19 protein-coding genes are annotated in these 23,331 nt (G+C 36.8%); 11 read left to right on the top strand and 8 right to left on the bottom strand.

Annotated elements, in window-relative coordinates:
* Window positions 1-372: 372 nt before the first annotated feature.
* The 4 genes from QM491_RS04980 (at window position 373) to QM491_RS04965 (ending at window position 5,398) form a co-directional block, all read left to right on the top strand.
* Entirely contained in the window at window positions 373-861 is a 489-nt protein-coding gene (locus tag QM491_RS04980) for a (2Fe-2S)-binding protein (RefSeq protein WP_283326157.1), read from the top strand.
* Window positions 862-930: 69 nt separating this feature from the next.
* Entirely contained in the window at window positions 931-3,114 is a 2,184-nt protein-coding gene (locus QM491_RS04975; protein WP_283326155.1) for a xanthine dehydrogenase family protein molybdopterin-binding subunit, read from the top strand.
* A gap of 210 nt (window positions 3,115-3,324) precedes the next feature.
* Window positions 3,325-4,062, top strand: a complete 738-nt coding sequence (locus QM491_RS04970; RefSeq protein WP_283326154.1) for a DUF4377 domain-containing protein — start codon at window positions 3,325-3,327, stop codon at window positions 4,060-4,062.
* 121 nt (window positions 4,063-4,183) lie between these two features.
* Window positions 4,184-5,398 carry a hypothetical protein gene (locus QM491_RS04965; RefSeq protein ID WP_283326153.1) on the top strand — a complete coding sequence of 405 codons (1,215 nt, stop codon included), beginning with the start codon at window positions 4,184-4,186 and terminating at the stop codon, window positions 5,396-5,398.
* Between the two features lie 345 nt (window positions 5,399-5,743).
* On the opposite strand, the gene metK is transcribed toward QM491_RS04965, so the two are convergent.
* The 4 genes from metK to QM491_RS04945 all read right to left on the bottom strand — a co-directional run bounded on the left by metK (window position 5,744) and on the right by QM491_RS04945 (window position 10,464).
* Complete coding sequence (gene metK / locus QM491_RS04960) at window positions 5,744-7,003, bottom strand: methionine adenosyltransferase (RefSeq protein ID WP_283326152.1); 1,260 nt, start codon at window positions 7,001-7,003, stop codon at window positions 5,744-5,746.
* A 215-nt stretch (window positions 7,004-7,218) separates the two neighbouring features.
* Entirely contained in the window at window positions 7,219-8,445 is a 1,227-nt protein-coding gene (locus QM491_RS04955) for a lycopene cyclase family protein (RefSeq protein ID WP_283326151.1), read from the bottom strand.
* Window positions 8,446-8,664: 219 nt separating this feature from the next.
* Window positions 8,665-9,540: a lipoyl synthase gene (lipA, locus tag QM491_RS04950; protein WP_166551307.1), complete on the bottom strand. Its 876-nt coding sequence runs from the start codon at window positions 9,538-9,540 to the stop codon at window positions 8,665-8,667.
* Between the two features lie 90 nt (window positions 9,541-9,630).
* Complete coding sequence (locus QM491_RS04945; protein WP_283326150.1) at window positions 9,631-10,464, bottom strand: hypothetical protein; 834 nt, start codon at window positions 10,462-10,464, stop codon at window positions 9,631-9,633.
* A 229-nt stretch (window positions 10,465-10,693) separates the two neighbouring features.
* On the opposite strand from QM491_RS04945, the gene QM491_RS04940 reads away from it, so the two are divergent.
* Entirely contained in the window at window positions 10,694-11,107 is a 414-nt protein-coding gene (locus tag QM491_RS04940) for an OsmC family protein (RefSeq protein WP_283326149.1), read from the top strand.
* 226 nt (window positions 11,108-11,333) lie between these two features.
* Here the strand turns inward: QM491_RS04940 and ytxJ are convergent, their stop codons facing one another.
* Window positions 11,334-11,669, bottom strand: coding sequence for a bacillithiol system redox-active protein YtxJ (gene ytxJ / locus QM491_RS04935; RefSeq protein ID WP_283326148.1), 336 nt, complete (start codon window positions 11,667-11,669; stop codon window positions 11,334-11,336).
* 171 nt (window positions 11,670-11,840) lie between these two features.
* On the opposite strand from ytxJ, the gene QM491_RS04930 reads away from it, so the two are divergent.
* The 3 genes from QM491_RS04930 (at window position 11,841) to QM491_RS04920 (ending at window position 15,324) form a co-directional block, all read left to right on the top strand.
* A complete protein-coding gene (locus QM491_RS04930; RefSeq protein WP_283326146.1) occupies window positions 11,841-13,124 on the top strand; it encodes a 3-deoxy-D-manno-octulosonic acid transferase in 1,284 nt (427 codons plus the stop codon).
* Window positions 13,125-13,190: 66 nt separating this feature from the next.
* Window positions 13,191-14,120 carry a ribosome small subunit-dependent GTPase A gene (rsgA, locus tag QM491_RS04925; RefSeq protein ID WP_283326145.1) on the top strand — a complete coding sequence of 310 codons (930 nt, stop codon included), beginning with the start codon at window positions 13,191-13,193 and terminating at the stop codon, window positions 14,118-14,120.
* Between the two features lie 304 nt (window positions 14,121-14,424).
* Complete coding sequence (locus QM491_RS04920; RefSeq protein ID WP_166551302.1) at window positions 14,425-15,324, top strand: ROK family protein; 900 nt, start codon at window positions 14,425-14,427, stop codon at window positions 15,322-15,324.
* A gap of 266 nt (window positions 15,325-15,590) precedes the next feature.
* Here QM491_RS04920 and QM491_RS04915 read toward each other — a convergent pair whose 3' ends face one another.
* Window positions 15,591-16,484 (bottom strand): OmpA family protein, encoded by an 894-nt coding sequence (locus QM491_RS04915; protein ID WP_283326143.1) that lies wholly within the window; start codon window positions 16,482-16,484, stop codon window positions 15,591-15,593.
* A gap of 793 nt (window positions 16,485-17,277) precedes the next feature.
* On the opposite strand from QM491_RS04915, the gene QM491_RS04910 reads away from it, so the two are divergent.
* Window positions 17,278-18,129: a T9SS type A sorting domain-containing protein gene (locus QM491_RS04910; RefSeq protein ID WP_283326141.1), complete on the top strand. Its 852-nt coding sequence runs from the start codon at window positions 17,278-17,280 to the stop codon at window positions 18,127-18,129.
* A gap of 289 nt (window positions 18,130-18,418) precedes the next feature.
* Here QM491_RS04910 and QM491_RS04905 read toward each other — a convergent pair whose 3' ends face one another.
* Together QM491_RS04905 and QM491_RS04900 are read right to left on the bottom strand one after the other, a co-directional pair.
* A complete protein-coding gene (locus tag QM491_RS04905) occupies window positions 18,419-19,669 on the bottom strand; it encodes a hypothetical protein (protein WP_283326139.1) in 1,251 nt (416 codons plus the stop codon).
* A 123-nt stretch (window positions 19,670-19,792) separates the two neighbouring features.
* Window positions 19,793-20,887 carry a chorismate mutase gene (locus tag QM491_RS04900; RefSeq protein WP_283326137.1) on the bottom strand — a complete coding sequence of 365 codons (1,095 nt, stop codon included), beginning with the start codon at window positions 20,885-20,887 and terminating at the stop codon, window positions 19,793-19,795.
* 370 nt (window positions 20,888-21,257) lie between these two features.
* On the opposite strand from QM491_RS04900, the gene QM491_RS04895 reads away from it, so the two are divergent.
* Both QM491_RS04895 and QM491_RS04890 read left to right on the top strand, forming a co-directional pair.
* Window positions 21,258-22,469 (top strand): proline dehydrogenase family protein, encoded by a 1,212-nt coding sequence (locus QM491_RS04895; protein WP_283326136.1) that lies wholly within the window; start codon window positions 21,258-21,260, stop codon window positions 22,467-22,469.
* Window positions 22,470-22,647: 178 nt separating this feature from the next.
* Complete coding sequence (locus tag QM491_RS04890; RefSeq protein ID WP_283326135.1) at window positions 22,648-23,319, top strand: lipoprotein signal peptidase; 672 nt, start codon at window positions 22,648-22,650, stop codon at window positions 23,317-23,319.
* The last annotated feature ends 12 nt before the right edge of the window (window positions 23,320-23,331 follow it).

The raw sequence follows: 23,331 nt of genomic DNA, 5'->3' as shown, positions 1-23,331 counted from the left end.
TTTTAGCAATACTTTGCGTCTAAAGAGATATCATGTTGAAATATAGCATGAAAAAAGGCGGTCGAAAAACTCATTTCGACCGCCTTTTTTCATAAACAGTAAATAAACACCTAGCCTTTGTGTACTTTTTCCCAAAATTCGGGATGACTCTTGTTTTGAAATATTGTAACAAATCCTCAATCAAACATCCGCAATCTGGAATCCGCTACCTTTCATCTAAAAAATTTGAACAAAGTAAGTAAGAATTGTATTTTTATATAAATAAGGTCTATTTGAAAATCAAGAAAGCACTTTTATTCAAAACTATTTTCTTGGTTCTCTTTTAGAGATAATGCTTCCAGATACTAATCAACTCCTAAACTTTCGCATATCATGGCAAAGTACAATCTTACCGTAAATGGCAAAAAATATACTGTAGATGCAGACCCCGACACTCCTCTCTTGTGGGTGATTCGTGATTATGTGGGTTTGAAAGGAACTAAGTTTGGCTGTGGAATGGCACTTTGTGGTGCTTGTACTGTTCATTTAGACGGACAACCAATTCGGTCTTGCTCAACGCCAGTTTCTACAGTAAAGACTACAAACAAAATCACTACGATTGAGGGTATTTCTAACAATACCGACCACGCAGTACAAAAAGCTTGGATTGAAGCACAAGTACCTCAGTGCGGTTATTGCCAATCAGGACAAATCATGTCGGCGGTGGCTTTACTAAAAACTAATCCTAATCCAAGCGATTCAGATATTGATGAGGCTATGTCAGGTAATATTTGTCGTTGTGGCACTTACCCACGTATCCGTAAAGCAATTCATCATGCAGCAGAGTTGATGAAAGATTCTGGTAACTCGACGGGCAAATAACGAATCTTTGAGGTTTATCCAAAAACATTCTAAAATTCTCACGTCTATCTTAAACTTTCGTAAACCGTCATGACTAAATCACAGGATTCTTCAAATCGTAGAGACTTTTTAAAATCTACGGGAAAAGTTGGTGCCTTATTGGCTATTGGCTTTTCGTTACCTTGGCAAGAAAGCCAAGCATCGACTATCACAAAAGTTGATACATCAAATTCATTATTGGGTTTAGAACTCAACCCTTATATTTTAATTAATGACGACGGGCAGATTATTCTCTTCAATGCTCGTCCAGACATGGGGCAAGGTACTTATCAATCTTTACCACTATTGTTGGCAGAAGAACTGGAGGTAGATTTATCTCAAGTACAAATCCGCAATACCGACGGTCAAGGTAAATATGGTGCGCAGTTATCAGGTGGTTCATCTTCTATTCGCACACGTTGGCAACCTATGCGTAAAGCAGGTGCAGCGGTAAAAGAAATGTTGATTACGGCTGCTTCTAAAAAATGGAATGTTCCTACTACGGACTGTTACGCTCAGTTAGGTAAAGTATATCACAAGCCTTCTGGCAAGTCTTATACCTACGGGGAGTTGGTAGAAGAAGCTTCAAAATTAGAAGTACCTCAAAACCCCAAGCTAAAAGCTCCAAAAGATTTTAGACTTTTAGGAAAATCTGTACCAAGACCCGAGATTCCTTCTAAAATTAATGGTACTGCTGTTTTTGGAATCGATGCTGAAGTTCCAGGGATGTTATATGCAAGTATCCAACGCTCTCCAACGATTTTGGGCAAAGTCAAAAGCATAGATAGCGCAGAGGCAATGAAGGTGAAAGGCGTGAAAAAGGTCGTAAAAACCGAACGCAAAATGCCTCATCGTGCTGTAGAAGCTGTTGCTGTTGTAGCGGATACCTATTGGGCAGCATTGAAAGCAAGAAAGGCTCTTAAAATTCAATGGGATGCTGAGGGCTCTAACAAAATTTCGACAGACGCCTATTATGCTAATCTTCGTCAATTGGCACAAAATGACGGTATTGATTATCCAGAAAAAGTAGGTGATTTTAAAGGTGCGTTCCAAAAAGCAACTAAGAAATTAGAGGCTTCTTATGAAACTCCTTTCTTAGCACACGCCCCTCTCGAGCCAGAAAATGCAACTGTATGGGTACAAGGGGACAAAGTGGAAGTCTGGGCTCCTATTCAAGGACCTGATGGTTTGATTCAGCAATTATCAGCTTATTTGAAAATTAAGCCTGAAAATGTCAAGGTCAACGTTCCATTTATGGGTGGAGCTTTTGGTAGAAAAGCCTATTTTGATTACGTGATGGAAGCTGCACATATTTCTAAGCAACTCAACGCACCAATTAAAGTAATCTGGACACGTGAAGACGATATGACCCAAGGGCCATTCCGTCCGGGAATGCTCGACAGATTAGAAGGTGCTATTGATGAAAAAGGTGCTTTAGTGGCTCATCATCACCAAATTGTTGGCTCTTCTATTCAACATCAGGTATTTGGAGTACCGCTCAAGGACAAAGCTGATGATTGGGCCCACGAGACAGCTAACTTTGAAGATAGTCCTTATGATATTAACAATAGAAAGCTTTCTTTCAACTTAGCAGAAACAGATATTCCTATCCTTTGGTGGCGCTCGGTATATTCATCGACTACCGCTTTTGGACAAGAATCTTTCATGGATGAACTAGCACATGTTGCTCAAGTTGACCCACTAGCATTTAGATTAGAAATGTTAGCAGATTCACCACGTTTTTCAAGAGTTTTACAAACTTTAGCTAAAAAATCGAATTACCACCAGAAACTCCCTAACAATCAAGCTATTGGAATTGCTATCGCTCGTTCGTTTGGTACTATAGTAGCTCATGCCATTACGGTTTCGAAACAAGGGAAAGGAGTTAAAGTAGAAAAAGTTGTATCGGTTATTGACTGTGGTATGACCGTAAATCCTGACAATATCAAAGCTCAAACAGAAGGAAATATCGTAATGGGATTGACAGCTGCCATCAAAAATGGCATCACAATCAAAGATGGCATTACCGAACAAACTAATTTCCATGAATATAATGTAATGCGTATCAACGAGATGCCAGCTACGGAAATTCATATTATTGATTCCACTGAAGACCCAGGAGGTGTTGGCGAGCCAGGCTTACCGCCTATCGCCCCAGCCCTTTGTAATGCAATATTCAATTTGACAGGTAAAAGGCTTCGAACTTTACCCATTAATTTGGATGAAATAGGATAAAACTAAAAGAGGTTACCCCAAAAGGTAGCCTCTTTTTTTTATTTTACTGTCTCTCATCTTGAATATATTATACCCAGACGACTCGAAAATTACCATTTGTTATCGATAAACTAAAGGAGTTTTACTAATTTGCGTAAATACGACTACTTTCAAAAACCTTGTATCATCCCTATCGTGAAGATACAAGGTTTTTTAAACCATTAAATTTTCATGAAATATTGGATTTTAACCTTATCGCTATTATTAAGTAGCATCTTATTAGTTGATGCACGTCCTCGCCGTAAAAAACATCAATCAAAACGTAGTAAGCATCGTGTGACTCGTGTAGTGCGTCGCTCAAGCGGAGGAGGCAATTACAAATCTGTGTGGATTGCGCCACATCAAGTAGATTGTAATGGTGTAGCACTTCTCAAATGTTTTCAAGTAAAATATAGTCCCGAAGAAGAATGGCAAACCTACTCAGGTGCAATAGACCGTTTTAAGTTTGTTGAAGGGTTTGAATATCAGATAAAGGTAAAAGAAATTAAATTAAAAAACCCTCCTGCCGATGCTCCTGACACCAAATGGACACTGGTAAGAGTAGTATCTAAGCAAGAACCCGAATTACCAAAGCTTCCATTGGCATCACAATGGATTTTGTCTGCCTATTATACTGGAAATGCTTGGGAAGGAACTAATTCAAAGTCAGCATATCTTACAATTGCTAGAGATTTGAAAGGATTTTCAGGAACAGGAGGTTGCAACAGACTGAGAGGAGACCTAGAGGCCAATGGCACAAACGTTACTTTCAGCCAAATTATAAGTACCAAAATGGCTTGCGATAAATTACAAGCTGAAACTCGTTTTATTGAAGCACTTGGCAAAGCTAATCGCTTTGATATCGTCGGTGGAGAATTAACCCTTTTTAATGGACAAACACCATTAATGAAATTAGAAAGCTATCGATAATTTTTTGACCTACTAATAACAAAACATGAGTCATCCCGAATTTTTCGGGAAAATTTTTAAAAATGAAACCTCCTTGTTTACTTTGTGAATCACGACAAACACAAACAAACAGGAGGTTTCTATGCATAAAGCATTTCTACAAAATAATGACATAAAATCCAGTAAGTCAAGACTCTCTCATTTACTTCTTCATAAACTTGATCTTTATCTTTCAGATGTCCAATTATCGTTAGATTCTGTTCTGGATAAGCGTTTAGTTCGTACTTTTTATGATTTAATAGTTGCCATTTTATTACATCGACACAACTCTATGGGGCTATTACTTAGCGAGTTAGGTGGATACATTTGTGGCTTTGCACATGCTCCCGCTGGGACAAAGCGCATCAGTAATCTGTTACGCTCCAAAAAATGGACATCTACCATTATTGATAATTTTCTCTTTAATCAAACTCGAAAAAGGCTTGAATCATTAGCAAAACAAGGAAAACGCCCGCTGATGCTTTGGGATGATAGTCGGCTAGAAAAGGCTGAATCTTGGTTTTTGGAGGGACTTTGTAGTGTAGAAAGCTCAAAAGCAAAACGACTAACAAGGATTAAAAAAGGATACTATTCTCCTCCTAATAAACGTATTTGTGTTCCTGGTTATCATTGGACAAGTACGTTGCTCTCAGCTTTGGGTGAGTCTGTAAGTGTATGTCAGATGAGTTGGTGGACTACCAGAGGCAAATACAAAGAATATGGTCGAAACATTATTTTTCGGATGCTAGAAAAACTACAAAAACAAGTAGGCAAAGGCATCCTGCATGTACTTGACCGTGGTTACGCTAATGAGTGGACTATCGAGTGGCGGCCGCCGCTGCGGTTTACACACTTTAAGCAAGATTTCCTAGTTCGATGGAAGAAGAATCATTTACTTATACACTCAACCAAAGGTAAAAAGCAAACCCATCTTCTAGCTCGCTCTTTTAAAGCCAGAAGTAAAAAAATTGCTCTCGATTCTCAGAGAAAGATTCTCAAGAACATTTCTATTGCTTGGGCTCAAGTACAACACCCTAGTTTTGAAGATATTAACTTGTCTTTAGTAATAGTAAGAGATACCAAAAACCATCAATCACCTCTATATTTATTAACTTCCTTGCCTGTAGAATCAGCTAAGGATGCTTGGGAAATATGTCATAGCTACATGCACCGATGGAATGTAGAACAGGCTTTTAGATTCGCCAAAACCGAGCTAGCTATTGAATCTCCTAGGTTATGGTTCTTCGAAAATACCCTTAAATTATTAGCCATTGTCACGCTTATTTATGACTTCTTGATGAAACTCATCAGGAATTAGCCATCTATTATTAAGATAATCATCAGGCAATATGCCCATAGAACAGGAAATCGGTGCCAAAATGCTTTGACACCGATTTATCGATTGAGAACTGCCATCCAAAATATGCTCTGGTGCTACTTCGCAATGCAAAATTCGGGATGACTCATGTTTAATATCGAAAATGTTTAAACTTTCATAAAATTGCTTGCGTAAGCAATGAATTTATACTGTTTGAGCGCAGCGAGTTTATAAATTCTTGATTTTTTTGTTACTTTTTGTATCAAGACAAAAAGTAAAGCGAAGAATTAATCAATAAAATATATTTTCAAAAAAGTTTAAACAGCCTCATCGAAAATGTAAGTATTAAGCCAAACCAAATTTAGCTTTTACTGCATCTACATAGTCAAGTTTTTCCCAAGTAAATAACTCTACCTCTTTCTCTACAACTTTACCATCTGGAGACTTGAACGTTTTTGTAACAACTTCATTTTTACGACCCATGTGACCGTAAGCAGCAGTTTCAGAATAGATAGGGTTTCTCAACTTCAAACGTTGTTCGATGAAGTAAGGACGCATATCGAAAATTTCTTCTACTTTGCGAGCGATTTCACCGTCAGTCAAATCAACTTTAGCAGTACCGTAAGTGTTTACATACAAACCACAAGGTTTAGCAACACCGATTGCATAAGAAACTTGAACCAATACTTCGTCACAAAGACCAGCAGCTACCAAGTTTTTCGCAATGTGGCGAGTAGCATAAGCAGCAGAACGGTCAACTTTTGAAGGGTCTTTACCAGAGAATGCACCACCACCGTGAGCACCTTTACCACCGTAAGTATCTACAATGATTTTACGACCTGTCAAACCTGTATCTCCGTGAGGACCACCGATTACAAATTTACCTGTTGGGTTGATGTGGTAAGTAATTTCATCGCTAAACAAAGCTTGAAGCTCAGGAGTCAATTTTGCTTTCACGCGAGGAACAACAATAGCAATGATATCTTCTTTGATTTTTGCCAACATTGCCTCTTCTGAATCAAAATCATCGTGCTGAGTAGACACTACGATTGTATCAATTCTTTGAGGTTCGTTGTTATCAGAATATTCGATAGTTACTTGTGACTTAGCATCTGGGCGCAAATAACCAATCAAAGCTGGCTCATTGTTACGGATGTAAGAAAGCTCTTGCAAGATTTTGTGAGCCAAATCCAATGCCAATGGCATATAGTTTTCGGTTTCTTTTGTAGCATAACCGAACATCATACCTTGGTCACCAGCACCTTGTTCTTCTGGGTTCTTGCGATCAACACCTTGATTAATATCAGCAGATTGCTCGTGAATAGCCGAAAGGATACCACAAGAATTTGCTTCGAACATATATTCAGATTTTGTATAACCAATTTTACGAATTACTTCACGTGCAATACTCTGAACGTCCAAGTAAGTGTTAGTATTTACTTCACCTGCCAAAATCACTTGACCTGTGGTTACTAATGTTTCGCAAGCTACTTTTGATGAAGGGTCAAACGCCATGAAGTGGTCGATAAGGGCGTCCGATATTTGGTCAGCAACTTTATCTGGGTGTCCTTCAGAAACTGACTCAGAGGTGAAAAGATATGCCATTTCTACAATTATTTTTTTTTGAAATTCTACAGAAATATTTGACCCAAGCACAAAAGCCTACTAGCAGAATTATCGACAAGGATAAGAAGAAAAACTCTCAAAATTCTTGTATCTAGCTCAGTGCTTACAGCCAAGGGTCAGAATTGTATTACAAAACTACAACTAATATTTTTAAATGACAATTTAGCTTAGTTGACTACTAGATTATAGATAAATTATCTTAAAAAATTACCTATTTTCCTAAATATAACTACAAATGCAGATTTTAAGAATGGAATTATCGGAACAGTATGCATTATAGCCAAGTCTTCTAATAGACTTGTATCTTCGTCCAAAAACTTCAAAATTTGGACTGGTCGATTTTTACTAAACAAACAAGTAAAAATATCTTTTGACGAATGGCGATTTTTGAGCATTACATCTAGCAAAATACTATCTAATAATGCTTTCCAATTGGGAATATATGTACCTTTCCGCCATGCCTTTTTTTCTTTTTCAAAAGAATCAAAATTGCCCTTTGCTCGCTCTAAATCTCGAACAAGATTCTTCAAAATACGTTGAGTACGGGTAAAACTATATCCTGTCGACGCCTTCACATAGCCCCCAGACGTACCTATGCGAACAATGCCATGATCTGGTATTTGAATACAAGGCTCATCAGACATCGGAATTACTCCTTTTTCTACCTCCTCAATGCGGTAATGAGTTATTTTTAGCTGGTGGGTGATATAATCCTTTAACTCATTGTCGTAGACAGAGTCCTCCAGTAAATTATCTGAAAAAATAGTATATTCAACTAAGGCTTTGGTTTTACTATAAGGTAATACATAAACGAATCGGCATTCATCGTTCTGTTCTACATTAAAGTCAAACATGGTAGGCTTGGTTTCATCAAAGGAAGGCTCATCAGTTTCGATAACCCAACCTTTAAAATGCTGAAGCATTTGGCTATATTGAGTATCTGTGTAGGGTGAACGGAAAGTACTGTCAAAAACTATTTGTGAGGCTTTATAGATACCTTTTACAGTTTTAACTTGTGGTTTATTATCAATATCTTTTTCTACAGATAATACTTTATCTATCAATATATTAATATTATTTTTTCGAGAAATAGCTTTATAAATAAACTGGTAAAAATCAGCACTTCTAATTAGCTTATATTGGTATTCGTCAATGGGTAAAAATTGACTAAAATTTCTACTTCCATGAAACCAAACGCCATTCCATTTTTGTCTGACAATTTCGTCAAAGGCATTAGGTTGAGCTTCCCAAAAGCACCATGTTTTATCATTTTCCTTTTTCTCTGACTGGTCAATAATTAGAATCTTAGCGTTCTCTAAACTAGATTGGGATAGATAATAAGCCAACGACAGACCCGCCAAGCCTCCTCCTGCTATAATAAAATCATACGTTGACGAATAGGATTCTGATGCTGTACTCATGGATAACGTTTTCTTTTAGTAACTTGAAGAAGGTGGCTTTGTTTAGATATTTCTTGGCTGACTACAGGAGTATGAATAAAAAAAGCCTTACCCGAAGGTAAAGCTTTTCTATTTTATCTAGTTCTTGAACCATCAAAATTAGGTCAATAGTTCAATTGTTATTACCTATAAAAGTCATGAAATATTAAAAAATCACAACTCATAATTCAGCACTAATACTTAGATATGTCTTTCTGCATGATAGCTTGAACGAACCAATGCACCCGACTCAACATACTGGATACCTCTTTTCAAACCTTCTTCTTTATACATGGCAAAAGTATCTGGGTGAATCCACTCAATTACCTCATGGTGCATTTTAGTTGGTTGTAAGTATTGTCCCAAAGTCAAAACGTCTAAGCCATTTTCCACTAAATCGTCCATCGCTTTAAAAACCTCTTCTTTAGTTTCTCCCAAACCTAACATAATACCAGTTTTGGTACGTTTACCAAATTCTTTGGTACGTTTAGTTTGTTCCAAACTACGCGCATATTTTGCCTGAGGACGAACATTGCGATACAAGCGCTCAACCGTTTCCATGTTATGCGAAACCACCTCTTGTCCACCTTCAATCATACGATATAGGGCATCCCAATTACCTTTAGTATCTGGAATCAGCGTTTCGATGGTAGTTGTTGGAGACTCTTGTTTTACCTGCACTACAGTCTGATACCAAATTTCAGCGCCACGGTCTTTCAATTCGTCACGGTTTACTGAAGTAATAACAGCGTGCTTTACTCCCATCAACTTAATAGCCTCAGCTACACGGCGTGGCTCATCAGCATCATATTCGTTTGGACGACCAGTAGCCACCGCACAAAATGTACATGAACGAGTACAAACATTACCCAAAATCATAAAAGTAGCCGTACCTGCTCCCCAACACTCGCCCATATTTGGACAATTCCCTGATTGACAGATGGTATGTAGCTTATATTCGTCGACAATACTACGAACTTTTGCGTATTCTTTACCGATTGGCAATTTTACTCTCAACCAATCTGGTTTTTTGTTATGCTTGGTAGCACTAGGAGCTACTACTGGAAGTTCTATCATTACAATAAATTGAGGTATGTTGAAAAAGTAATCTATACTTCTAACAAACTCTACCCTATTTTTGATTCAACAATGTGCAAAAATACGAACTTACTTTTTACCCCCGAAGAAAATTGTCAAATATCCCGAAGTAAAGACACTTTGATTATCAGAAAGTGCCATAATTTCTACCTTTTTGCTATAAATATCAGCTAAAAAGCCCACTTCAAGGCTAATGTTGCTCTGACGGAAAGCATCTAGCTCAAAATTCAAACCAGCTTTGATATTGATTCCTGGTGTAAATTTCATATTACCAAATCCTTTAAAAAAGCCTCCACTTCCAGCAATATTATTGATAGAATGAACATTAGGATCATAAGGTTCGCTTACCAAATAGCCTCTTCCGTAGTACACATCTACGTAATACGGCTTCAAGAAACCAAGTGTTGGTCCAGCAGCGATAAATCCGTTGACATTGATACCTCCATCTGAAGACTTTCGGAACAAGCTTATTTCACGACCGTACTGCGGGCGTAAAGCAAACAAGTAATTCTTTTTGCCATAAGCATAACCTGAGCCGTTGCCTCCAGCATGAAGTGTACTTTCTTGGTAATTATCTACATTCACCAATTCGACGTTGAAATAGTGCATCTGTCTACGTGCCGCACCATTGTCGATAACGATTTCTTTGCGTACCATAAAACCGCCCAACAATCCAGAATTGGTATTGGTAGTGATTCCCACCGAGAAAATCGAGTTAAAGTTTTCTTCATCCACCTCTTTTTTAGGTTTGGCAGAAGGCGCACGGTTAGGCGCTGCAGACTTGGTTGTTGTTGTTGTTGTTGTTGTTGTGTTGGCAGGAGTATTTCTACGTTGCGCTTGTGACAAATTTGACCAAGCCATCAACAGTAAACTCATTGCTAAATATTGGGTAGTTTTTTTCACGATAAACTTTTCATTTTAGCCTAAAATCATCAAAAATCAAGGTTTTTGAGTAATTTTAGGAAAAGTAAACAGGAAATTTCGGTAATACAAATATTGACCTTTGTATTCAAGAAAAACAAAAGCCAATGCTTCTTAAGCAATACGAAATATAAAGCAATTTATTTTGGAGCTTGGTTATTTTCAATTAAAATTACCTTTTTCTTACAATCATCATAACAACTCTATTAATATGCCCACAGTAAAAACAACTTACCTTGGAGAACTTCGTACAGAGTCTACTCACTTACAATCAGGCAATCAGCTCATTACCGATGCTCCTACCGACAACATGGGCAAAGGCGAAGCATTTTCTCCAACCGACTTGGTAGCTACTGCCACGGGGACTTGTATGCTTACAACGATGGCAATCGTTGCCCAAAGAGATGGTATTGAATTAGCTGGCTCGGAGGTTGAGGTTACCAAAATTATGTCTCAAACACCTCCGCGCAGAATCGCTCGCTTAGAGATTAACCTGAAAATGAAGACAAATGTTGCCTTGGACGATGCACATATTAAAAAATTAGAAAATACAGCTCACAAATGCCCTGTATCGTTGAGCCTTCATCCAGAGGTTGAACAAGTAATTGATATTCAGTGGCTATAGGTAAATGAATGTTATTTGTTAGCAGTGTAGCCGTTATTAGAAAGTATTCTTAGGGCATACTTGCCTAATTTTCAAAGAAATTCATCCATTTTACCCAAATATTTTTGGTATAAAAACTATAAAGGCTACCTATTTGCATTAGGTAGCCTTTATAATTTCTGATGTCAGCGATTTGCAAAGATTAAACTCAAAAGCCATTTAATTTCTAATCGTCAATCCGAAATCGTTAGACTGTTTCTGCAATTTCTTCAAAACGAATATCAAAGTGTGAAGCATCATACACACTTGCTCCGTCCTTGATTAGAATCACTTGTGGCGACTGATGCTCTACTCCAAATTCTTCTACGATAGCATTTGATATAGGTCTATTAGCAATCAAATCCAAATAATAAGGCTTTAATTCGCCAACCGCTTCTTGTTTCCAATTACGCTCAACACGACTTAAGGCTGTAGATGAAATTGAACAACGAGTACTATGTTTAAAAATCAACACTGGTTGATTAAATGACTCTTCTTTAATGGCTTGTAATTGCTCTACTGTGGTTAATTGATTCCAGTTCATGGGGTAAAATATGTGTTACTGATACCAAAATGATAACCTATCTATGACCTAATTATCATTTTTCTATCAAGGATTATGGTATTTTTGTTGTTTGTCTTTTATAATTGTTTTATTGCTAAACGAAATCCTAGTAAATTTGATTCAAATTTCATGATACAATTCTAAAACGCATTGGCAAAAGTACTATATAATTTATCGATTGAGCTGTATCAATGGCTAATTCGTCTGGTAAGTCCTTTCAATCAAAAGGCTCAGCTATGGCTCAAGGGTCGAGAGGGACTTTTCGAAAAACTCGAATATCAACTAACACAAGCTCGTCAAAAATCACAAAGCCCACTTTCTATTGCATGGTTTCATTGTGCAAGTTTGGGGGAATTCGAGCAAGGTCGTCCTGTGATTGAAGCTTACAAAAAAGAATTTCCCAATCATCACATATTACTAACCTTCTTCTCCCCTTCTGGATACGAGATTAGAAAAAATTACGAAGGGGCAGATTTTATTTGTTACCTTCCAGCCGATACTCCAAGTAATGCTAAGCGCTTTTTGGAACTTATTAATCCCACGGTGGCATTCTTTGTAAAGTATGAGTTTTGGTATAACTACCTGAATTGTCTCAAACAAGCCAACATTCCAAGTATTTCATTTTCGACTATATTTAGAGAAAATCAGGTTTACTTTAAATCTTATGGTGAATTCAATCGTAGTATTTTACGATTGTTAAGTCATATTTTTGTACAAAATGAAAAGTCGGCTTCTCTTTTGGCAGGTATTCAAATTCAAGAAAATGTAAGTATCGCAGGCGATACCCGCTTTGATCGAGTTACTCAAATTGCTCAAAACAAAAGAGTAATTCCTATTGCAGAACAGTTTAAAAACGATACTCAAACTTTAATTGTTGGCTCATGCTGGCAACAAGATTTTGAGGTAATTTGTCCTCTTATCAATAGCTTTGCACATCCTTTAAAGGTAATCATTGCGCCACACGAAATTCACCCAGAGGAAATAGTACAGTGGCAAAAACAGCTCAAAAAGCCAAATATTCGCTATTCTGAAGCTATGAATGGTAAAGAACTGAGTAACGCCGAAGTACTATTTATCGATAATATAGGAATGCTTTCATCGCTTTATCAATACGCCGATTATGCTTGGATTGGAGGAGCTTATGGTAAAGGTTTACATAATACGCTCGAAGCAGCAACGTTTGGACTTCCGATTTTCTTTGGAAATAACGTATATACAAAATTCCAAGAGGCCATGGATTTAATTTCCATAGGAGGTGCTCAGGTAATTGATAACACTCAAACTTTTGAAAGTATTTTCACCAGTTTATATCAAGATTTCAACAAACGAAAAGAGGTTTCTGACAAGATTTTAACCTATGTTAAAAGTAATATTGGAAGCACTCAAACCATTATCAATTTTGTAAAAAATCTTATTCAAACAACGAATAAGTGACTCACTGAAAAGTAATTGCAAGAAGAAATACGTTTCGAATGCATTACTTTTCTTACGATTTAATATATGCACAGAGGATTAGTCATACGCTCAACTGGCTCATGGTACGAGGTAATGGCCGACTCAGACAAGCACGTCTGGAAAGGTCGTTTGAAGGGTAAGTTCAAAATCAAAGGACTTCAAACTTCAAACCCACTCGCTGTAGGCGACAGAGTAATGTTCACTATCGAAGATACCGTTGAAAATACGGTGATTATCTACGAAATTGAACAAAGAGAAAATTATATCATTCGTAAATCGGTACACAAAACTGCTCAAGGGCATATTTTGGCTGCCAATCTTGACCAAGCGGTTATTATTGCTACGCTTAATTATCCTAGAACATCACAGGGCTTTATTGACCGTTTTTTAGTCTCAGCAGAATCATTCAGGATTCCAGTAACGATTGTTTTCAATAAGGTAGATTTACTTTCGGAAGAAGAAAAAGATGAGCTTGCAGATATGGCAGCAATGTACGAAGAAATAGGCTATCCGTGTATCTTCACATCTGTACCAGAAAATATTGGAATAGAAGGTTTCAGAGAATTATTGAAAGACAAAATCTCTTTAGTTTCAGGTCATTCGGGTGTAGGCAAGTCAACGTTGGTTAATAAAATCGCTCCACATTTGGACTTGAAAACCTCAGAGATTTCCAATTTTGCCAACAAAGGAGTTCATACAACTACCTTTGCCACCATGTTTGAGCTAGCAGACAATTCATTTATCATCGATACGCCAGGCATTAAAGAATTAGGACTCATTGATATTGAAAAAGAAGAACTTTCTCATTTCTTCCCAGAAATGCGAGCGCTCATGGGAGAATGTAAATTCAACAATTGTCAGCATATCAATGAACCCAAATGTGCTGTAATCGAAGCTGTTGGAGAGGGCAAAATAGCAGCAAGTCGTTATATGAGTTATCTGTCGATGATGGATGACGACGACAACAGAAGATAATCGAAAGAGCTTCATTAGTATTAATGCTGAGTTTTGAGTGATGAATTGTGAGTTAGTAGTTAGTGTACGAAGGATTTCAAGCTATCGCAGATTTTGGATTTCTGATTTCGGAAGTATGGAATTATACCGTTATTTTTTACAAAATTTAATTTAAAAAGTAAGTTACATTTCCACAATCCGATATCCGAAATAGATAGTTTTTCCTTCCTATACTATTAATTCATAATTCAACTCATACTTAGCTATTAACAATGACTATTACTCAATTTCTATCTAAACTAATTATTCTAACAAATTTAAGAAAATGAAACTTTGGGGTATTGATTTGGGCGGAACCAAAATCGAATGTGCTGTACTAGAGAGCAGTGATAATATGAATGTGTTGATTCGTAAGAGGATTCCGACCGAAGCAGACAAAGGATATGAGCATATTATTTCTCAAATCAAAAAATTAGTCGATTTAGTAGCCGATGAACTTGGCGAAAGACCTCAGAAAATTGGCTTTGCCACACCTGGTGTTCTTGATCCCGCTACTCAAACTATGAAAAACTGTAATACGGTTTGCATGAATGGAAATCCTATGAATAAGGATCTCGAAGCGGTGTTGGGCATACCAGTCAAACTTGCTAATGATGCCAACTGCTTTGCACTTGCAGAAGCTTTGATGGGTGCAGGTAAAGACTATCCTAATGCAGAAGTAGTATTTGGTGTCATCATGGGTACAGGTGTCGGTGGTGGATTAGTGGTTCATGGAAAAGTAATTGGAGGTCAACACGGCATTGGTGGTGAATGGGGGCATAATATCCTTGAAGAAAATGGTGAACCATGTTATTGTGGCAAATCAGGTTGTGTCGAAAAAGTCATTGCTGGTCCTGCATTGGAAAAGTATTATGCCGATAATGCAGAAAAACCATTAAAACTCAAAGAAATACTTGAACGCCACGAGGCAGGTATCGACCCAGTCGCTACTGCAACTATCGAGAGACTACTTGAATATTTTGGTCGTGCGATTTCTACATTGACCAATGTTTTAGACCCTAACTTAATTGTGATTGGTGGTGGTGTAGGAAATATTGATTTGCTTTACACAGAAGGATATGAGCGAATTAAGAAATATATTTTTAATGATAAAAAAATCACAACGCCTATCGTAAAACCATTGTTAGGTGATAGTGCTGGCGTTTTTGGTGCAGCGCTTTTGTAATCAAGATGTTATTGGTATTGGTTAGTATATTTGTTAATTGAGGTTCTTACAATCAGAAGGATAGTATCAAAATATGACAGCTATAATTTTACCTGCAATAGGCACTTAGCTGTAAACATGTTTCTTGGGAAATAAGTATTTTTCAAGTGTTCATAGCTGATTTCTGAAGGCCCAACAATTCAATCTCATTTTGCATTGTTACCTAATCATACAAAAATAAAAAAGGGTTGGAATCACTTCCAACCCTTTTTACATGGTAATTAAAATTATTTACCGTTAGTCAACAATTGGAAGAATTGATCCAATTTAGGAGTTACGATAATTTCAGTTCTACGGTTCAACTTACGACCAGCAGAGTTATCATTGTTTTCTTTTGGAGAGTATTCTGAACGACCACCAGCAGTCATACGTTCAGGAGCAACGCTAAATTTAGATTGCAACAAACGAACAACAGAAGTAGCGCGTTTAGCACTCAAATCCCAGTTATCTTTCACACAGTCTGTAGAGATAGGTACACTATCAGTGTGGCCTTCTACCAAGATGTCAAGCTCTTTGTGATCGTTTACAACTTTAGCTACTTTCTCTAACACAGCTTCAGCTTTTGCATTGATTTCTGATGAACCAGAACGGAACAACATTTTGTCAGAGATAGAGATGTAAACAACACCTTTCTTCACTTCAACAGTTACATCATCATCGTTAACATCAGCCAATGAACGTTTCAAGCTCATTACCAATGCCAAGTTGATAGAGTCTTTGCGTTGGATAGAAGAGTTCAAGTTTTGGATATACTTGCTTTGATCGTTCAACGCATCCAAAGATTTCTTAATGCTTTCAGCACCAGATTTACTTACCACTGACAAGTCAGACAAACGATCTAACAAGTTTGTGTTAGTCTTCTTCAAGTAATCAACTTGATCTGACAAATCCTTCACTTGTTTAGTTTTTGCATTCAAATCATTGTCTTTTGATTGCAAGTCAGCGCGCAAGTCACCTACTCTTTTATCGCAATCAGCAGCGTCAGATTTAATTTTAGCAAGAGCTTCGTCTCTGCTTTTCTCAAGTTCTACAAGCTTAGCCTGTGCCTCAGCAAACTTTTTCTTGCTTACGCAAGACGATACTAGAGGTAGTAGCGCAATAAAAAGAACTAATTTTTTCATGATAAAATTGATGTTAATTGTACAAAAGCAATGCTTTTTTAAGGTCGAATAAAGTTACAAAACGTTTTCTAAGTTTCTAACCATCTTTGACCTGCTTTTATTGTATTTTTATTTTACGTACAAAGTTCGGAAAATCTCAGCAAAAATAGAAAAGCAATTGACACTTTCAACTTCAATTATACATAAACACCTCATTTACAGCAATATATTTCAAAATTTTATTAGGATTTATTTTCCACAATACAAGAATCTTAGATGAGTTTTCGGTAGATTAAAAATACCTTAAATTTTGTTAAACATTACTATTATCATTGTGTAAGTATTCCCAAATAAGCATTTTATCATCGTTGCCAATCCCTTATTCACCAATAATCGTCTATTGGATTCTAAGTCTATCAAACCTTATATTTAGTGTATTAATGTTAAAGGAAGAAGCCAAAATACTTAAATTTAAGTATTTTGGCTTCTTCCTTTAATTATTTATAAATAACCAATAGACTGGTACTTCTTCTTTTAAAAGGTTTTGATATATTTGTTAAATATGGTTTTCTGCACAAAAACCATGATAACCGTTTTTCGACTGCACATTGAAAAACAAAAATTAACTCAACTAGCACATTATTTTGAGCTGCACACTCAAACTGAATGCACTAGCTGAGTATAGAATAATTTTTCAGAATGCTTAATCAATTTGACCCTGCACGGTCATTATTGAATAAATTATTCTGTACAGTGTATTAGTTGCCCTTAAAACAAACTAATACCTGTTGAACAATTTTGCCCGCTCCTACTTATGACAAACTTACTGGTAAGCTTTGCTCGTCAAAGCTCTGGGTCTGGTGTATCTGCATGTACGCCATCCCATTCGGACAAATATGCGTCTTCGTACAAAAGAATCGCAATAATCGTACCAAAAAATTTATTGCATTCTGCAATTATCATTTATTTATCGCTAATAACATCTATCAATATTATTGGACAGCGAATAGAGACGTTTGGATGGAAAGCAACACCAGCTCAATCTACCCAATTTAGAAGCGAATTAGGAAAAAGTGCGTTAATACTAAATCCTCAGAGCTTCGCCAATCATTTTAGTGCTTGGTTTGATTATCGTGTGACTAACGACAACGCTAATTATACGGTGAATCTTCAAGCGAAAACATTATCGGACAATGCTGGATTTAGCTATCAAGCTTATGATGCTTACGGAAAACTATTAACATCAAAAGAAGTGCTGTTCATAGAGTCAAATAGCGCTTGGCAAAATCTGTCTTTTAACATTAGTGAATTACCAAGAGGAACTCAAAACATCCGTTTTGTAGCACATACCAATAATGCTTCTTTATCAGTTACTGATTTCAAGGTAAATACACAAGAAAATGCAAGCGCTATTAGTTTGCAATTATATCCAAATCCAACTACCAATTATGCTAAAGTAAACCTTAGCCCTGAGGTATCAGCCCGTGCAAATGAACTGACTGTGATGGGAATGGATGGAACTGTTTATCAACAAGAAGCTTTAGCAGGAAATCAAAACGACATTACAATCTCTGTAGAAAACCTTCGCTCAGGAATGTATTTCGTTCGTGTAAGTCAAAATGTAGGGAGTCCCGTAGTAGAAAAATTAGTAGTAAGACATGAATAAAAATTTATTAAAATAGATATCAAAGAAACATGAGTCATCCCGAATTTTGAAACTAGGAAGATTCCATAACTTTTCATTAAAAAAGCGGTCGAAAACTATTTTTCGACCGCTTTTTTGACTCGGCTTAAGACGCAAAGTATTGCGTTCTTCACTGCTGAATAATGACTAAGATATAAGCAATAGCAAAGATTACTCTAATAATATATCTGTGGCATACATTGATTGTATATTTCTGATTATTAGTGCATTATAATAACTGATATACTATTAATTGATAACTTACTTTTAGTTAATTTGAGATTATTGGCAATAGTCCTTCTCTCCTATACCGTTCAATTTCAAAAATCTGGTACTGTAAAGGTTCGATATCCGCATTTTCGGGTAAAAATTTCACTTTCGAATCCACTAAAAATTTACTTTTATCTTTCGAATAATTCGAAAACCCAGCTCTAACAGCCAATAAAAATGTTTTGTAAGAATCCGAATATAATCGATCTAGTGTTGGGCTATATACATCCAAGTTTTTTGCTGATTCAAGTTGATCTGTAGAAAAAGAACTTCCCATCATGGTAGTTTCCAAAAACATAGTGTCAGTATGTTGAGCATTGGTATAAAAGCCCAACCAGCAATGATTGGGAGTAGTCACAATCAATGGGTGAATTCCCATTCTGTATAAGATAGAAGCAAATAGCACTGTCCCATCTACGCAATTTGCTTGTTGTGAAGCCAATGATTCACTAGGTCTTCTCACAAACTGATGAACTACCAAAGGATATTTTTGTGCAGGTTCGTTATTCGACGATACTAAAGAACTATATTTTACGCCTCTTTGTCGCAACACGTTCCAAACTGCAAACACCTGCCTAATAATCTCTAATCTATCATTTGTTTGATATCCTGTAATACTATTTACAATACCTGTCTTCATAATTTCAGGCATTAGTTGATTCGTAATTACAGGATGATTTTCATTGACATAAGCCGCATACATGAAGTTCATATCATGTGTAACTTTCTGTCTATGGATAAAAATAAACGGACAATCATTGATACTTCGGACAGTCACAATTTTGGTTTGCTTTTCCTTTAGTACATCATTGACATATACATAGTAATTGACATTGACAGGAAAAGGCTGCGAGATATTGGTCAAAACATCCCATTTGTAGGCAATTTCTGGAAAAATCTGATATTTCGAACTTTTACCATTTAAGTAAATAGAAAATGAGCTAGGTTCCATTATTTGGGGGCATTCTATAACCAATTTTACATTAGCAGGCCCCAATTTTAAATAGGTAATTTCTATCCCAAATTGCCCTTCACTATCGCCAAAATAGGTTTTCTTATCTTGAGGCGTATCATTATCTTTCAAATAATTACGATTGACATTGGCAAGCACATAAGAAGGATAAAGCTTATTGTCCATTTCTACAATAGGCTTCCAAAATACACCATTACTATCGTCAGTTTTGGATATTTGAGCTGTCAGTAAGTTGTTAAAAAACAGAAGATTGAATAAAATCAGTAGGGCTTTTTTCATAGACTATACGGGTATCGTGTGGAGAAAGCAAAATAGAGTTTTTTCCCGAGATAATCAATGCCGAAAAAAAAGTGGTTGCCATTTTCATGACAACCACTTTTTTATTTATTGCTCAGAGCTAAATTATGCCAAAGAAGAGTGCATAACTTCAGTTTGCTTTCTGATAGACTCTAAGTGAACAAGTTTGAATAATTCTTCAACAAATTCAGGATACAAACCTAAGCCAGAAGCTTGTTTTGCACGGTCAGCATGTACTTGTTTCCAACGATCCAATTGCAATACTGCAACACTGTTGTCACGTTTGTACTCACCTAATTTTTCAACTACTGCCATACGAGCAGCCAAAACTTCCATCAACTCACGGTCGATATTATCGATTTTAGCACGCAAGCCAGCCAATTCGTCTGTAAATTCAACGCCGTAGTTTGCTTTACGCACCTCAAGCTCACGCAACATTTCGCCTAAAGCTTCAGGAGTCAATTGCTGAGAAGCATCAGACCAAGCTTTATCTGGATCGCGGTGAGTTTCGATAATCATACCATCGTAGTTCAAGTCAAGAATACGTTGTGACAATTCCATCAACAACGAACGCTTACCTGCCATGTGCGACGGGTCACCAATCATTGGTAATTGAGGGAACAAACGCTTCATCTCAACTGCCATTTGCCACATTGGAGAGTTACGATATTTTGTTTCCTGAGCATTAGAGAAACCACGGTGAATTGCACCTAATTTCTTGATACCAGCACCTTGCAAACGTTCAAACGCACCAACCCAAAGAGCTAAATCTGGGTTTACTGGGTTTTTCACTAATACAGGAATATCTACACCTTTAAGGGCATCAGCTAAATCTTGTACGTTGAATGGGTTCACAGTTGTTCTTGCACCAATCCACAATACATCAACACCATATTTCAATGCTAACTCAATATGTTCAGGATTTGCTACCTCGATGGCTAATGGTAATCCAGTTTGTTTTTTTGCTTCAGCTAACCATTGTAAAGCTGGTTCTCCCATGCCTTCAAAACTACCTGGACGAGTACGTGGCTTCCATACACCTGCACGCATAATGTGTGCATAACCTTCCGCTTTGATTCGGTTGGCTGTTTCAAGTACTTGCTCTTCTGTTTCAGCAGAACAAGGACCTGCAATAATTAAGGGTTTGCCGTCAGTATTAATCCATTCCTGCATCGGCACTACGTCTAAATTTGCGTTCATTGGCAAACAGTATTAATTCAAGTAAAAAAATATAAACTTACACGATACACTAGGATATCAACAAAGCATCACACAACTTCAAAGATTACTATTATCTTTGCTTCATAATGACAATTTAATTGAGCTGAGATAGGTTCCAATTCTAACACCAAAAGAACTGTAAATTCTAACAAAGCAAGGGATTGATAAAAAAATCCTACCCCAATGTATTTTTGTATTATTCTAATATACTATATTTGCACGTTTTAATTAATTTTAAGCAATTAACACACTACTTAACAATGTGATACTAACGGGTTTTTAATTAAAACATTATTTGAAAACTCCATCACCATTTAACAACATATTAGTCGATTTTTCGTCTTTGAACATGACTAAAACATCCATTTCACAACCGATGATGAAGGCCGATAAAATATCCTTTGAGGACATGTCTATCGCATTTTCAGACAAATCTGATTTACAATTAAAGAAGATGTATCTCATCTTTGCAAGTATGAATCAGAACTGGCTTGTAAAGTTAGGAACTTTTTTTATCAAACTGTTCATTTTTCTTCATTTTCCTATCAAAAAGCTGATTAAATCTACTGTATTCGAACAGTTTTGTGGAGGCGAAACATTGCAGGAATGCAATAAAGCAATAGAAAATTTGGACAAAGCTAAGATTGGCACAATTTTGGACTATTCCGTGGAGGGAGAAGATAGTGAATCTAGTTTTGAGCTTACAAAAGAAGAAATCCTTAAAACTATTGAAAAAGCGCAGAACAATAGCGCTATTCCCTTCGCCGTTTTCAAAGTAACAGGTATTAGCAGTACTGAATTACTTGAAAAAGTACAAAGTGAAGTTCCACTGACTGCCGAAGAATCTTCTGCATTTGAAAGAGTTCACCAAAGAATGTTTGATTTGTGTAGCAGAGCTTCTGAACTGCATGTTCGTATTTTTGTTGATGCTGAGGAATCTTGGATTCAAGATGCAATTGATGCACTGACTTACGACATGATGGCGCGCTTTAACAAGCAAGAATGTATCGTTTACAACACATTCCAAATGTATCGTAAAGATATGCTTGAGAATTTGAAAACTGCAACCGAAACGGCTCGTCAAAGTAACTATCTATTAGGAGTAAAGCTTGTTCGTGGCGCTTACATGGAAAAAGAAAGACAACGTGCCCATGAGGGAAATTACTGTGAGCCTGTTCATGAAACAAAAGAGAACACAGATAAAGACTTTAATCTAGCCGTTGAATATGCTGTAACAAACCGTGATGCTATTTCGATTTGTGTAGGTACTCATAACGAGTATAGCTGTAAGTATTTAGCGCAATTAATGGAAAAGAACGGAATTGACGCTAAAGACAAACATTTCTATTTTGCTCAGTTATTGGGTATGTCCGACAACATTTCTTACAATCTAGCACATGCTGGTTATAATGTTGCCAAATATGTCCCTTATGGCCCTGTAGAGGCAGTTATGCCTTATCTGTTCCGTCGTGCAGCTGAAAACACCTCTGTTGCTGGACAAGCAAGCCGCGAGTTTACCTTGATCAAGAAAGAAATGGTACGTCGTCAAAAAAGAAAGTAGACCATTTACTGAAGAATAAAAATAAAAACGCCACGAGCTATTTTGTCATCGTGGCGTTTTTATTTTGTACCTTTGCGATTCAAAAGCAAACCTTTAGTTTGCTCAACTATTTAATGTACTAACTGCCACCTTGCTCATGGACTTGTGAGAGTTTTGATGTGGCAAAATTCTAAACAAAATGTTTCGTTCCCCATACAAATATTTTTGGCTTACTTTCTTACTTATCGTCATCGACCAAATTATTAAGCTTGCTATCTATCATTTTTTAAAATATGAAGGCAACGAAGTTCCAATCATTGGCGATTTTGTCAAGCTTCATTATGTGCTTAATAAAGGCATGGCATTTGGTATTACCCTCGATTTTCTTCCAAAAGGATATAGCAAAATTGTATTGAGCCTTTTCAGAGTTTTTGCGATGATTGGCATTGGCTATTACCTGACAAAGCTTGCAAAAAAGAATGCTCATGAGGGTTTGCTTTGGAGTATTGCAGCTATTTTGGGTGGAGCAATAGGAAATGTAATTGACAGTACATTTTATGGTGTAGCATTACATAATGCTCCTTACGACTCTCCTACCCCTTGGTTTCATGGACAGGTAATCGATATGTTTTTCTTTGACTTCTATCAAGGATGGATTCCAGAATGGGTTCCTATTTGGGGAGGAAGCTGGTATTCAACACCGATATTCAATTTTGCCGATGCTGCTATCTTTTGTGGTGTAATGGCTATTATGATTTGGCAAAATACATTCTTTGCATCTTTGGAGCCCCAACCTGCAAAGGTAGAGCCAGCAGTTGATATAGACATGAATGCTACCGATACGAGTGAACCTGTATCTACTCAAGAATAGCTTTAAATTGAT

The sequence above is a fragment of the Flectobacillus longus genome, from assembly GCF_030056705.1.
GTDB lineage: Bacteria > Bacteroidota > Bacteroidia > Cytophagales > Spirosomataceae > Flectobacillus > Flectobacillus longus.
Note: the sequence above shows the minus strand (reverse complement) of the source record. Positions and strands in the feature narration are given on the sequence as shown.